Origin of the sequence: Streptomyces sp. NPDC006174, from assembly GCF_040614075.1 — a bacterium.
In the GTDB taxonomy this organism is placed as follows: domain Bacteria; phylum Actinomycetota; class Actinomycetes; order Streptomycetales; family Streptomycetaceae; genus Streptomyces.
On record NZ_JBEXTJ010000001.1, the window covers coordinates 270,989 to 284,694 of the forward strand.

7 protein-coding genes are annotated in these 13,706 nt (G+C 70.7%); 2 read left to right on the plus strand and 5 right to left on the minus strand.

Annotated elements, in window-relative coordinates; genetic code table 11:
* Positions 1-46: 46 nt before the first annotated feature.
* Both ABZ267_RS01275 and ABZ267_RS01280 read right to left on the minus strand, forming a co-directional pair.
* The gene (locus ABZ267_RS01275) at positions 47-3,367 is read right to left on the minus strand and encodes a tetratricopeptide repeat protein (protein WP_356747103.1); all 3,321 of its coding nucleotides are present in this window, start codon (positions 3,365-3,367) and stop codon (positions 47-49) included.
* Between the two features lie 138 nt (positions 3,368-3,505).
* Positions 3,506-6,328 (minus strand): AbfB domain-containing protein, encoded by a 2,823-nt coding sequence (locus ABZ267_RS01280; RefSeq protein WP_356747101.1) that lies wholly within the window; start codon positions 6,326-6,328, stop codon positions 3,506-3,508.
* 716 nt (positions 6,329-7,044) lie between these two features.
* On the opposite strand from ABZ267_RS01280, the gene ABZ267_RS01285 reads away from it, so the two are divergent.
* Positions 7,045-8,823 carry an acyl-CoA dehydrogenase gene (locus ABZ267_RS01285; RefSeq protein WP_356747099.1) on the plus strand — a complete coding sequence of 593 codons (1,779 nt, stop codon included), beginning with the start codon at positions 7,045-7,047 and terminating at the stop codon, positions 8,821-8,823.
* A gap of 62 nt (positions 8,824-8,885) precedes the next feature.
* On the opposite strand, the gene ABZ267_RS01290 is transcribed toward ABZ267_RS01285, so the two are convergent.
* The 3 genes from ABZ267_RS01290 to ABZ267_RS01300 form a co-directional block, all read right to left on the minus strand.
* Positions 8,886-9,521: a hypothetical protein gene (locus tag ABZ267_RS01290; protein WP_356747097.1), complete on the minus strand. Its 636-nt coding sequence runs from the start codon at positions 9,519-9,521 to the stop codon at positions 8,886-8,888.
* On the minus strand, positions 9,521-9,793 hold the full coding sequence (locus ABZ267_RS01295; protein WP_356899699.1) for a hypothetical protein: 273 nt from the start codon (positions 9,791-9,793) through the stop codon (positions 9,521-9,523). The genes ABZ267_RS01290 and ABZ267_RS01295 overlap by 1 nt, the downstream gene beginning before the upstream one ends.
* A 356-nt stretch (positions 9,794-10,149) precedes the next feature.
* Entirely contained in the window at positions 10,150-10,920 is a 771-nt protein-coding gene (locus tag ABZ267_RS01300) for a TetR/AcrR family transcriptional regulator (protein ID WP_356747093.1), read from the minus strand.
* A gap of 760 nt (positions 10,921-11,680) precedes the next feature.
* On the opposite strand from ABZ267_RS01300, the gene ABZ267_RS01305 reads away from it, so the two are divergent.
* Positions 11,681-13,699, plus strand: a complete 2,019-nt coding sequence (locus tag ABZ267_RS01305) for a thioredoxin domain-containing protein (protein WP_356747092.1) — start codon at positions 11,681-11,683, stop codon at positions 13,697-13,699.
* Positions 13,700-13,706 lie beyond the last annotated feature (7 nt).

Sequence of the window (13,706 nt, forward strand, 5' to 3'; positions counted from 1 at the left end):
GGCGCGGGCTTCCGTCCTCGAACGCCGGACGGGCTGGTGCGGCCGGTCACGGGCTGGAGTGGTCCGCGGACGGGCTGGAGTGGCCGATCACCTCTCGGGAGTGGTCCGCGGACGGGCTGGAGTGGCCGATCACCTCTCGGGAGTGGCGGGTCGGGGTCAGGCCCAGGCGCCAGGCCTGCCAGCCGTCCTCCAGGTCCACGCCGCGCGCCAGCGCCACCGCGAAGGCCTCCGTGCACCGCTCCAGCCTGCTGTCCCGGGCCGGGTGGTGCTCGGCGGCCAGCTCCGCCAGCTCCTGCTGCGCCACCACCGTGCCCACCTCGCTGCCGCCCGGCGAGGCGTACGGCAGCAGCGTGCACCGCAGGAACCGGGCCCAGTCCCGCCCGCGCTCGTCCCCGTACGAGGCGAACAGCTCCGCCGCCTCGCCGCACAGCTCCAGCGCCTGCGGAGCCCGCCCGTTGCCCGCGTCGATCAGCGCCAGCTCCAGGCACGCCCACGCCTCGCCGTGCGCGACCCCGATCCGCCGGAAGTCGGCCCGCGCGTCCATCAGGAGCTGCCGGGCGAAGCCGGAATTGCGCAGGTTCCCGGTCTGCGCGGCCCGCTGGTCGCGGGTGACCCGGCCCGAGTGGTGGCGGGCGCAGGCCAGCCCGTACACGTCGCGCATCCGGGAGAACATCGTCCGGGCCCGCTCCAGCTCCCGTACGGCCTCCACCGCGTCGCCGTCCTCCTCCAGCGCCTGGCCCAGGTAGTACAGCGTCCACGCCTCGCCGCGCGCGTCCTCGTTGTCCCGGTGGCGGGCCAGCGCGTCGCGGAGCTGCTCCAGCGCGGCGCCCGGGTCGCCGTCCAGCAGCCGGGCCCTTGCCAGCTGTGTGATGGCCCAGGCCTCGCCGCGCCCGTCGCGGGTGCGGCCGTACAGCTCCAGGGCCGTGGACAAGGCCTCCTCGGCCGCCGCGACCTCTCCCGTACGCAGCCGGACCTGGCCGAGCTGGAAGCGCGTCCACGCCTCGCCGTGCAGCGACTCGCCTTCGCGGTGCAGCGTGAGCGCGGTGTCCAGCAGGGTCAGCGCGCGGGCCAGGTTGCCCCGGTCGCGCTCGACCGCCGCCAGCGCGTGCAGGGTCCAGGCCCGGTCCTCGGCCTGCGCGTCGGAGGCCTGGAGCTCCAGCGCCTCGCCGAGCCGGGCGGCGGCCTCGGTGAGGTTGCCCTGGTGGTGCAGCGTGATGCCGAGCGAGCAGAGCGCGAGGGCCGCGCCGGCGTCGTTGTGCGCCTCGCGGTAGAGGCCGACCACCGAGGAGAGCGTGGTGCGCGCCTTGTCCAGCTCACCGAGCTGCCGCGCCGCGATTCCCGTACGCCACTGCACCGACCGCTCCAGCAGCCCTTGGTCGACCGAGCGGGTCAGCTCGCTGATCTCGCCGAGGCGGTAGAGGTCGCCGCGCAGCAGGCAGTAGTCGCAGAGCGCGCCGAGCAGGTTCAGCACCGTGGACTGGTCGACGCCTTCGCTGTGGCGCAGCGCGGAGGTGATGAAGCTTGACTCGTCGTCCAGCCAGCGCAGCGCCGAGTCCAGCGAGCCGAAGCCGTGCGCGCCGAACTGGCCGGCCCGCGTCGACATCTTGCCGTCGACCATGCGGATCACGGCGTTCGCCAGCTCCGCGTAGCTGGTCAGCAGCCGCTCATGGGCGGCGGCGCGCTCGGCGGGCTCCTCCTCGTCGAGCAGCCGGGCCAGCGCGAAGCTCCGGACGAGGTCGTGGAGCCGGTAGCGCGATCCGCGTACATGGGTGAGCAGCCCGGCCCGGGTCAGCTCGGCCAGCCGCCGCTCGGCCTCCTGCTCGTCGGCGGCCAGCAGAGCGGCGGCGGCAGCGGCGCCGAGGCTGGCCCGGCCCGCCAGCGCGAGCCGCCGCAGCAGCCGGCGGGCCGCCTCGTGCTGGTCGGTGTAGCGCAGCCACAGGGCCCGGTCCACCGGCGAGACCGGACCGTAGGCGCGCAGGTCTTCCGCGAGTGCGCTGCGTGTACGGGCGCCGAGCGCCGAGGCGGCCACGCGCAGCGCCAGCGGCAGCCCGCCGCACAGCTCCACGACGGCCTCGGTGGCCGGATAGTCGTACGGCCCCGCCTCCTCGCCGCCGGCCACCTCGCGCAGCAGCTCCTCGGCGCCTCCCGCGTCCAGCGGGCCGACCGGCAGGTGGTGGACCCAGGCCGGTACGTCCTCCGGCAGCTCCAGCGGCTCGCGGGCCGTGACGATGACGAGGCCGTCGGAGCGTTCCGGGATCAGGGTGCGGACCTGTTCGGCGTCGGTCGCGTCGTCGAGCACGATGGTGACCGGCGTGCCGGTGAGGTGCTGGTGGTACAGCTCGCCGAGGCGCCGCACGTGCTGCGCGGCGGCGGACTTCCCGTACGGCTGCGGCTGCGCGGCGCCGGAGGCTCCCGGTGCGGTCCCGTCCCGGAAGAGGAGCTGCTCACGCGGTGCGCCGAGCCGGTTGAGGAGGTGGAGCAGGGCGTCGCGGGTCGGCAGCGGGCTCTCGCCGTCGACCTGGCCTCGCAGGTCGACCACGCAGGCGCCGCGGAACTGGTCCTTGAGCGCGTGCGCCGCCCGCACCGCGAGCGTGGTGCGCCCGGAGCCCGGAGCGCCGTGCAGCACGACGACGGTGGGCCGGGTCTGCGTGGAGGCGCGGGCGGCGTGCACCCACTGCGCGATCTGCGCGAGTTCGGCCCGACGGCCGGTGAACGGCCCGTCGGCGGACGGCAGATGGCCGAAGGACTGCTCCAGCACGACCCGGGTGCGGGCGGCGGCGCTGCGGTCACCGCCGCGCAACTGCCGTACGACCGGCGCCTTCTGGGCCTTGGTGGCGCGGTTGGTGGAGGTGAGCATGCGCTGCTGGTCGAGGTACGGGCGGATGCCCCGTACCTCCAGCGCGGTGAGCCACTGGAGCCGCAACTGCTCGGCTCCACCCGGCTGTCCGGCCGCTCCGGCGCGGCGGTGGGCGGCGGGCCAGTGCGAGGCGGTCGCCTTCGCCACCGTCGTCGCCGCACCGGCCACCGCGACGACCGCACCGGCGCCGAGCGCGGGACCGGTGGCCGTACCGAACGCCAGGTCCGCGCCGAACGCGGCGACGGCGGCAACTCCCGTCACCAGCAGCGGTGTTCCGAGTGTCTCCTTCGTGAGCCGCTCCGACAGCGGCCGCTCACCGGCGGCCGCCGCGTCGAGCGCCTGCGTATACGCCGCGTACTCCTCGCGCGCTCCCGCCGCGATGGTGTCGAGCGCCGCCGTGGCCCGCGCCATCAGTACTCCGGAATCCGTCCGGCCACCCGCGCGCCGCGCCTCCTCCTCCACGGCCCGCGCCAACAGCCGCTTCGCTTCCGCCCGATGGCTGTCCCGCATGTGTGTCCCCCTCCGTCGTCAGCGGCGTCCGAGCGTCCGGCGCCGGTCGTCAGGGACCGGCGCCGGACTCAAGTGTGCTGCGGACGGCGCTCGCGCGCGAGTGGCCGGGATGGCACCGCTCCCGCCGGGGCGACAGGGTCAGGGCGCCCAGGGAGCGGCGAGCGTCCAGCTGCTGTCCGCGGTCAGGGTCTGCGGCCGGTTGAAGCCCTCGCCCGCACTGCCGGAGGCGATGTACACCGCGGAGTCGAAGTGGCGGAGGTACGAGCCCGGCACGTTGATCGACTCGAAGGTGACGCCGGTTCCGCCGACGCCGGGCCGGGCGCAGAAGGTGGCGTCCTGGCGGTGGAGCGCCGTGTTCTCGTTCGGCGCGTTGCGCACCCGGCTGTCGGCGTGGCGCAGGAACTGGCCGGGGAAGTTCACCGACTCGAACGAGTAGCAGGACGAGTCGGCCAGTCCGCGCCGCACGGTGTACGTCGCGTCCTGCTTGAGCGTGGCGCTGCTGCCCGCGCTCACGACCTCGGTGTACGCGAGGCTGTCGGCGTGCCGCAGATACCGGTCGGTGTGGCCCCAGGTGGTGACCCGCAGCGAGCGGCGTACGTCGGTCGGGAGCAGGACGGAGCTGCGCCACAGGGCCGGCTCGGCGGTGTTCCAGGTGGCGTCGGCGTTGAAGCCGCTCGCGGTGTCCCACGGGTTGGGGCCGCCGCTGCGGGCCAGGTACACGTTGTCGGCATGGTGGCGGAGGTAGGAGCCGCGGAAGTTGTACGACTCGTACGAGGTGCCACCGGCGGCGAGGCCGGCACGGGCGCACCAGGTGGCGTCCGCGGCGAACGGCCCGCCGGTGTTCGCGTCGACCCGCACCCGGCTGTTCGCGTGCCTCAGGTAGCGGCCCGGCTGGTTGACCGACTCGAAGGAGACGCAGCGCGGGTCGGCGAGACCGGCCACGGTGCGGTACGAGGCGTCCTGGCGGCCGGTGTCGGAGGAGGCGGCGGAGAGGACGTCGGTACGGGCCACCGAGTCGGCGTGGCGAAGGTAGCGGTCGGTGAAGCCGGGCGTGGTGACCCGGAGGGAGCGGACGTGGCCCAGGGTGTGGACCGGCGTGGAGTTGAGGTTGCGGGAGGCGCCGATCAAAGCGGCGTGCGCCGCGCGTAGTTGGCCGGTGTCGACCTTCTGGACGCGCCGGTCGTAGGTGAGCAGCCCGTTGTACTCGCCTTCGACGTCGGTGATCTCCGTGTAGACGTACGCCGAAACGCCCTTGGTGGTCATCAGCTGCCGCACATCGCGGACCATGCCGGTGTAGCGGTCGTTGAGCTGGGCGCTGCTGAAGACCTGTTCGTAGGCGAAGAACTTGTTGTCGGGGCTGTACTCATGACCCGGTGTACGGAGTCCGATGCCGCCGAACTCGCCGAGTACGGAGAAGCGGGTGGCGGTGGGGCGCGGTGCGTCCGGGCCGGTGTAGACGTGCCAGTCGAGCATGTCGCCGTTGCCCGGATCGCCCTTGGAGACGCAGCAGTTGTAGCCGCTGTGGGCGTTCATCAGCCGGGACGGGTCGTAGTTCTTCAGTTCGTCGGCGATGCGTCGGGTGGCGTTCAGCTCCCACTCGCCCCAGCCCTCGTTGAACGGGACGTAGGAGATGACCGCCGGCGAGAACCGGTGCTCGTCGATGATCTCGCGCGCCTCGGTCTCCAGCTGAGCGGTCTGGGCCGGAGTGCGGTTCTGGTCGAAGGCCGGGGTGGAGGGGATGTCCTGCCACACCAGCAGCCCGAGCCGGTCGGCGTGGTAGTACCAGCGGGCCGGCTCCACCTTGATGTGCTTGCGCACCATGTTGAAGCCGAGCTCCTTGTGCTTCTGGAGGTCGAAGGCGAGAGCCGCGTCGGTGGGCGCGGTGTACAGGCCGTCGGGCCAGTAGCCCTGGTCGAGCGTGCCGATCTGGAAGACGAACTCACCGTTCAGCGTGGGCCGCAGGACCCCGTCGACCATCTTCTTGCCGACCTCGCGCATCCCGAAGTAGCTGGTGACGCTGTCGACGGCGGCGCCGGAGGCGTTACGCAGCGTCACCCGCAGGTCGTACAGGAACGGGTCGTCGGGCGACCAGCGCCGGGCGTTCGGCACGGGTACGGAGAACTCGGTGAAGCCGCCGGTGGCCTCGCCGACGACGGTGGCGCCGGACAGCGCCTCGGCGCGGACGGTGTGGCCGCTGACATTGCCGCGGGTGAAGACCCGCACCCGGGCGGTGCTGGTCGCCAGGTCGGGCCGGATGTCGACGGAGTAGAGGGAGGAGGCCGGTGTCGGCTCCAGCCAGACGGTCTGCCAAATACCGGAGTTGGGCGTGTAGAAGATCCCGGTCGGGTTGTTGGTCTGCTTGCCGACCGGCTGCTTCTCACCGCGCCCGTCGGTCGGGTCGTAGACACGCACGATCAGCTCGTTGGAACCGGCCCGCAGCTGTGGCGTGATGTCGACCTCGAACCGGTCGTAGCCGCCCTTGTGCGTGGTGACCTGCGTGCCGTTGACCCAGACGGTGGCCTCGTAGTCCACCGCACCGAAGTGCAGTTGGACGCGTTGGCCGTTCCAACTCCGCGGGACGGTGAAGGCGCGCTTGTAGAACAGCAGGTCGCGGTTGTCGTTGCGCATGATGCCGGACAGGGCCGACTCGACCGGGTAGGGCACGAGGATGCGCTCGGGCAGGGTCTGGCCGAACGGCGGCGCGGCGTTCCGGTTCACGTTTCCGGCGCCGTCGACCGGCGGGTTGAGGAACTCCCACTCACCGTTCAGCGACTGCCAGGCCTGCCGCGTCATCTGCGGTCTCGGATAGTCCGGCAGCGGGTTGGTGGTGGACACCTGGTCCGTCCACGGCGTGGTCAGCGGTGGTGGTTTGGGTACGACGGCGGCAGCGGCGGTCCCGGTGAACAGCGGGCCTCCCACCATCACCAGCAGGGCCACCAGACAAGCGACGATGCGTCGCATCGATCTCCTCCAGGCATGACGGCGCGCGGAGTGAGGCGCGACGCCCCGGCGGAGTGAGCCGTGGCAGCGTGCGGCAATCCGTGCGGGTTGGACGTGCGGGGTTGGACGAGCGGGGGAAACGCGGGGAAGGGGATGCCCATGTCCGGGGCCTGGCAAGGGAGTTGGGGCTGGAGCACGGGGAACGTAACACGAGACATACTCAAACGGAATCGCTCAGGAACAACCAATAATCAAACGTTTCCCACCATGCGACGGGTCGGTGACCGGAGCGCGGGGGAGAGGAGGCGACCGATGAGCCGCCGGGCCGGGCGGGCGCGGCTCCGGCGGTGCCGCTCGCCACCGGCGTACCACCGGAAGCGGTCCTGGTCCTGCCCGCTCAGGCGCTGAGACGGCCCGCCGCGCGGTGCCGGACATCCACCGGCCGACGGAGGCACGCATCAACCGCACCGCGGACGCGACAGCCGATGTGGCGGGTCGCGGTGCGTCCGCAACTTCGCCGTATGACCGCATCGGACGTGCGCGACCTGCACCGGCGCTACGGACAGCACATAGAGCCGGATCGGGTCTGTTCGCGCCCTGGCCACGGTCGCGCCCAGCGGCCGTCCGACGGGGGTGAAAGTGAGTGATGGAGTGGGCACCTACCGTGTTTTCGCCCAGCTCAATCGTGTTGATCCTCACTGCGTCAGACGTGATCGATCAGGCTAGTTTGCTTCGGTGTGACTGACTCTCAGATTCCGCATTCCGCATCCGCCTCCGCCGCTCTCGCCGACGTCCTGTTCGCCGGTCAGCTGGATACGACTCACGAACGATGGCGGCGCCTCTTCAGCTCCACCCCATTCCGTTTCGAGGAGGGGCTGGCCCACCGAGAACGCATAGACCTGAGCTACGACCGGCTCCGGCTCGTCAACGGGGCCGTGGAGGATCCACAGGTCCTAGCGAGCGATCCGGTCGAACTCACCGCCATTCACGAGTGGGCCGGTGCCGTGGACCCGGGCATGGCCACCATCGTCTCCATCCACTACAACCTCTTCTTCGGGAGCCTGGTCGACCACGAGGCGGGCGGGCGGGACCTGAGCGAGTACGTCCGCGCCGACCGCATAGGCACGTTTCTCTGCACCGAGGTTGCCCATGGCAATGACGCTGTACATATGGAGACCACGGCGACGTTCGACCGGGCGGCGCGCGGGTTCGTGCTGAACACCCCGACGGCCGGCGCGGCGAAGTTCATGCCCAACACCGGCCCGGCCGGCGGGGCGAAGGGGGCCGTCGTCGCGGCACGCCTGATCGTCGACGGCACCGACCACGGCGTCTTCCTGTTCCTGACGCCGCTCAGCGACAGCGAAGGCAGCCCGCTACCGGGTGTGGATGTGCGGCCGCTGCCCCAGACGGCCAGCAGCCCCGTCGACCACTGCGCCACGACGTTCCACGATGTCCGCCTCCCGTTCGACGCCCTCCTCCAGAGCGACCACGGCCGCCTCACCCCGGACGGCGAGTTCACCAGCACGCTCGGAAGCCCACGCCGTCGGTTCCTCCAGTCCATCGGACGGGTCACGATGGGCAAGCTGTGCATGACCGCCCACAGCCTCGGCGTCATGCGTCACGCTCTCGACGTCGCCATGCGCTACGCCCACACCCGGGTCACCTCGGGCATGACCAACGGGCAGCGCGTGCCGCTGATCTCCCACCGCGGCCACCACACGCCCCTGCTCGACGCCGCCGCGACGACCTACGCCGCCACGCTGCTCCAGCGGTCCGTCGTGCGGCAGTGGGACCGGGCGACCGGTGAGGACCGCGAGGCGTACGAGCGGCTGACGGCGATCAGCAAGGCGTGGATCACCTGGCGGGCCCGGGCGGTCATGACCGAGTGCCGCGAGCGGTGCGGCGCCCAAGGCCTGATCCAGGCGAACGGCATCGCGTTGCAGCTCGCCTCCATCGAGGGCACGATCACGGCCGAGGGCGACAACGTGGTGATCCTGCAGAAGGCCGGGGGCGAGATGCTGCTCGGCAACATCGACCTCAAGCCGGAGAGCGAGATAGCGCCCGAGGACCGGGGGCTCACCGACCCCCAGTTCCTCCAGGACCTCCTGGCCGACATCGAGCGCATCTCTCACAGTCGCGCGAAAGCCCGGCTCCGCCGGCGTGCCGCATCCCCGCTGGCCCGCTGGAACGCAACGGTGACGCCCGCCGTGGCGCTGGCCGACGCCCACGTCCACCGGCTGGCCGCTGAGTCCCTGCTGACCGCCGCCGGCCAGGTTCCCTCCGGATTGCCGGCGGACCTGCTGCGCGGGCTGCATGCCCTGTTCGCCCTGCGCCGGGTCGCTGCGCACAGCGGTGACCTGCTGGCGCGGAAGCGGTTGACGGCCCACCAGGTCGAGGGCCTGCCCGACGCGGTCGACGCGGTCCTCGGCTTCCTGGAGCCGCACGCGCTGACCCTCACCCGCGCCTTCGGTGTGTCCGAGGCGCTGCTGGAGACCCACCCGATGCTCAGTGCCTGACCAGCACCACGGGGGAGACAGGCTCCCCGGCCGCCGGACGGGGCGGCGGCCGGAGCGATGGGTCAGAGGTACAGGGACCGGTGCATCGTGTACGTGAACCAGTCTCCGGTGCTCAGGGCGTAGCAGAACTCATCGCTGTAGGTCACGTACTCGGCGTGCTGCGCCTCATCGAGGTGAACCTCCTCCTCCGGCCCGGCCGGCGCCGCATGCCGCAGTGACGCGAGCAAGGAGAGGGGCGCCGGTATCTGCAACGCCCGCAGGACCCGACGGAAGTTGTCCACCAGATCCCGCCCCCGTGGCTCCCTGATCTCTGCGAGCGCACCGGCCAGCGGTCCGCCCATCGCGTTCTCGGCCTCTTCGAGCAGCGTGAGGCACGCCGCCAGACAGCCGAGCCTCTCGATGCTCACCTCCACCGCGTACAGGCTGATCAGCTGCGCGCCGTCGGGGCTGTGGAGGAGGTAACCCTCCGATTCCCGGCGTGGTGCGGCGAGTTCGAACGCGGACGGCGTGTGCCAGCTCAGGAATTTGGGCATTGCGGCCTGGATGTCGCCCCAGCACTCGTAGGCCCGGCGGATCGTCTCGGCCTGGACCTTCGGAAGATGGTCGATGTGGAGGTAGTACAGGGAGTGGAGGAGGGGTTCCTCCATCTCCAGGAACCGCGTCATGAACACCGGGTCCTCAGGCATGAGTATGTGCATCACAGCTCCTGATCGCCAGGCTCGAAAATGTAGGTCGGGATGCTCGCCCCGGAGGTCCGCGAGGCGAGCAGGTGCACGGACCCCTCGCCGAGTGCCGGGTGGCGCAGCGGCAAAGACCCACCGCGGAGCCCGCTACCGGACTCCTCGACAGCCCGCAGCCGGGCATCGTCCTGCCGGATGCGCTCGGATCCGCGCCCGCCCCGATCGAAGGACACCGACCAGGGTTCGAGCCCGAGCTCCTTCCTGGTCCGCCGACGGCGGTAGCGCTCCATCAGCCACTGGTACTCGCGCTCCGCTCCCGGCACCGCTCTCCCCCTCCGCACCAGCCCAGGCCGTCCGCACGGAATGTGCGCCCGCCAACGGGCCGTTGCCCTCTCGCCACCCGGCCTGAACGATAGAGATCAAACCATGCGCATGGTTTGGTTCGGAACCCGGCAGTGTTCTGCACTTCGCGCAGAGCAACCCACACTGTGGCGATCCAGCTCTTTCGAAGGGCGTTCGCCGTCGCCTTCTCACGGATCGCGGACTCACCCTTGTGATTACTTTGTGTGACAACGGGAGAAATGCCGAGAGGCGAGTGCCTCATCTGCGACACCACGACGGGCCGGACCGACAGGGGGGAAGGCGGTCAGGTCGGGCTGTCGGCCGGCGCCACGGCTTCGAGGCCTTGGATGTACTCCTCGGCCCAACGGGACTGCCGCACCAGAAGCTCGCCGCGCTGAACCGACATGTCCAGCTTGAGGGCTGTTTCCGCGGTGACGATGCCACGCACGATCACCGCATTCGCTTGCGCGATCTTCTGCGGCAGCCGGTGGTAGTCCAGGCGGGCGTGCTGATCGGTCCCCGAGTAGAGCATGACCCACGCCTCCGCCGTAAGAGCTGGATCCACGCCCTGCTGGAGCTCGCCGAACTCCTTGGCCTGTTCGATCAGCTGAGTGACCTGAGGGATGTACAACCGGATCAAGTGACCGTAGAAGTCGGGGTGATCCTGCTCGGTGGCAAGCCGTGCGGCGGCTTTGACGACCGGAACCACGGGAGTGAGTGTCGCCAGGGCTATCGAGGCGTCCACCACGCTCTGGATGCGCGGCAGCGTCGGCACCGCCGCGTCCATCGTGAAGCCCTCCGTCACCACTGCCGTGGCAACGTCGGATTTGCCCTTGTTGAAGTAGTGATAGAAGGCACCGCGGCCGACCCCGGCCAGCGTCGTGATCTCCTCGATCGTGGTCCGGTAGTAGCCCTTCTCGGCGAAGACCCGGGCAGCAGCAGCCACCAGCTCGCGGCGCTTGCTTATGGATCGCTGCTGGACCGGTTGCCGCACTGTCGTCTCCCGTTTCGGCTGCGCTACGGCAGCGGTCTGCGCGGCGGACCCCCGGCCGCGCCCGGTCACCGGAGCCGTCATCACCTTTAGTTACCACGTGGCTGGTGAAACTCTGACCCCGAACGATAGCCGCACCGGAAGTGCGCACACCATCTTCTCCCGTTGATCCATCACCTGCCGACGGGAAGAGTTGCCAGCAAACCAGTCACAGTGTTCGGTTAGCCGGCTGACCAGCCAGCGAGGTGGTGGGGACAGGAACAGATATTCGAACGCATGAACGAATCAATTCGGAGCCGGTGGAACGGCGGCCCGGGCGTACGCCGCACGGTCCCGGTGCCGTGCGGTGCCGGCCGCCGGGACGCCGCCCGGTAAGCGATCCCAAAATGCCGGTCGGCGAGTGGGGCAGGGAGGGCGGTGTTGCGCTGCCGAGCCAAGAGGTCGACCGCACGAAGAAATTCTCGGCAGAGTTTATTTGTCGGTATATGTTTTCTGGTTTGCCAATCGCGAATGCGCTGCACGGACAGGGAAGTTCGCCCTAGTCGATCCTTGCTCGTAGAGCAGATGGCGGCTGGTCCAGGGGAGCCGACCGCAGCGAAAGAGCCTCCAGGTACTCCCGAAATTTTCGCTTTCTTCCAGCGCTGTCAGACGGCTTCCAGGTCGACAGTGACGGGGAAGGGCGCAGCAGTCTCGATCCGGTCTGTGGTCTCCGAACCGGGCCTACCTGACTCGGAAGGGATGGAGCCGCCCACCATGTAATGGCGCATAAGTGCAATTCGGCCAAGCGAGCCGGGCCCGTGAGGGTTTCGCCGGTCGTGCCAGGCGCTGTGAGAGGCTGGGTTGCATGAACCGGCTGGCTGGCGTGACCTCGCCCTATCTGCTTCAGCATGCTGAGAATCCCGTCGACTGGTGGCCCTGGGGAGCGGACGCCTTCGAGGAGGCGCGGCGGCGTGATGTGCCCGTCCTGCTGTCGGTCGGATACTCCGCGTGCCACTGGTGCCACGTCATGGCGCACGAGTCGTTCGAGGACGAGACCGTCGCCGCCTACCTCAACGAGCGGTTCGTCGCCGTGAAGGTCGACCGGGAGGAGCGGCCCGACGTCGACGCCGTGTACATGGAGGCCGTACAGGCGGCCACCGGGCATGGCGGGTGGCCGATGACCGTGTTTCTCACGCCGGACGCCGAACCCTTCTACTTCGGGACCTACTTCCCGCCCGAGCCTCGCCACGGCTCGCCCTCCTTCCGGCAGGTGCTCGAAGGGGTGAGCGCCGCCTGGACCGATCGGCGGGAGGAGGTGGCCGAGGTGGCCGGGCGGATCGTTGCCGATCTGGCCGGGCGGTCGCTGGCGCACGGCGGTGACGGGGTGCCGGGTGAGGCGGAGGTGGCGCAGGCGCTGCTCGGGCTGACCCGGGAGTACGACGAGCGGCACGGCGGGTTCGGCGGTGCGCCCAAGTTCCCGCCGTCCATGGCTGTGGAGTTCCTGCTGCGGCATTACGCCCGTACGGGAGCGGAAGGCGCCCTCCAGATGGCCGCCGACACCTGCTCGGCCATGGCCCGCGGCGGGATCTACGACCAGCTCGGTGGCGGGTTCGCGCGGTACTCCGTGGACCGGGAGTGGGTCGTCCCGCACTTCGAGAAGATGCTCTACGACAACGCGCTGCTCTGCCGTGTGTACGCCCATCTCTGGCGCACCACCGGGTCCGCCGAGGCCCGCCGCGTCGCCCTGGAGACCGCCGACTTCATGGTGCGGGAGCTCCGTACCACCGAAGGCGGTTTCGCCTCCGCGCTCGATGCCGACAGCGAGGACGCGCAGGGCAAGCATGTCGAAGGCGCCTTCTATGTGTGGACTCCTGCGCAGTTGCGTGCGGTGCTCGGTGAGGAGGACGGGGCCTTCGCCGCCGCGTACTTCGGTGTGACGGAGGAGGGCACCTTCGAGGAAGGTGCCTCCGTCCTCCAGCTCTCCGGTGAGGCGCGGCCCGTGGACGCCGGGCGCGTCGCCGACGTACGGGCGCGGCTGCTGGCGGCACGCGAGGAGCGGCCGCGTCCTGGACGGGACGACAAGGTGGTCGCCGCCTGGAACGGGCTCGCCATCGCCGCGCTCGCCGAGACCGGCGCCTACTTCGACCGGCCCGACCTCGTCGAGCGGGCCACCGAGGCCGCCGATCTGCTGGTCCGGGTCCACCTCGGAGAGGTCGCCCGGCTCACCCGTACCTCCAAGGACGGGCGCGCGGGTGACAACGCCGGTGTGCTGGAGGACTACGGCGATGTCGCCGAAGGGTTCCTCGCGCTGGCCGCTGTGACGGGAGAAGGGGCCTGGCTGGAATTCGCCGGGTTCCTGCTCGATGTCGTACTGGAGCAGTTCACCGGCGACGGCGGGCAGCTCTACGACACCGCGCATGAGGCGGAGAAGCTGATCCGGCGGCCGCAGGATCCGACCGACAGTGCCACTCCGGCCGGATGGACAGCCGCTGCGGGCGCGCTGCTCTCGTACGCCGCCTATACCGGGTCCGAGGCCCATCGCACCGCCGCCGAAGGTGCGCTCGGCGTGGTCAAGGCGCTGGGGCCGCGTGCGCCGCGGTTCATCGGCTGGGGGCTCGCCGTCGCCGAGGCGCTGCTGGACGGGCCGCGTGAGGTGGCCGTCGCCGGGCCGGTCGGTGGTGAGCTGCACCGTACGGCGTTGCTGGGACGGGCGCCGGGTGCGGTCGTCGCGGCCGGTGAAGGGCCGGGCGCGGGCGCGGAGTTCCCGCTGCTGGTGGACCGGCCGTTGGTGGGCGGTGAGCCGACCGCGTACGTCTGCCGGCATTTCGTCTGTGACGCGCCGACCACGGACGCGGCCGAGCTGGCGGTGAAGCTCGGCGGCTGAGGGCAGA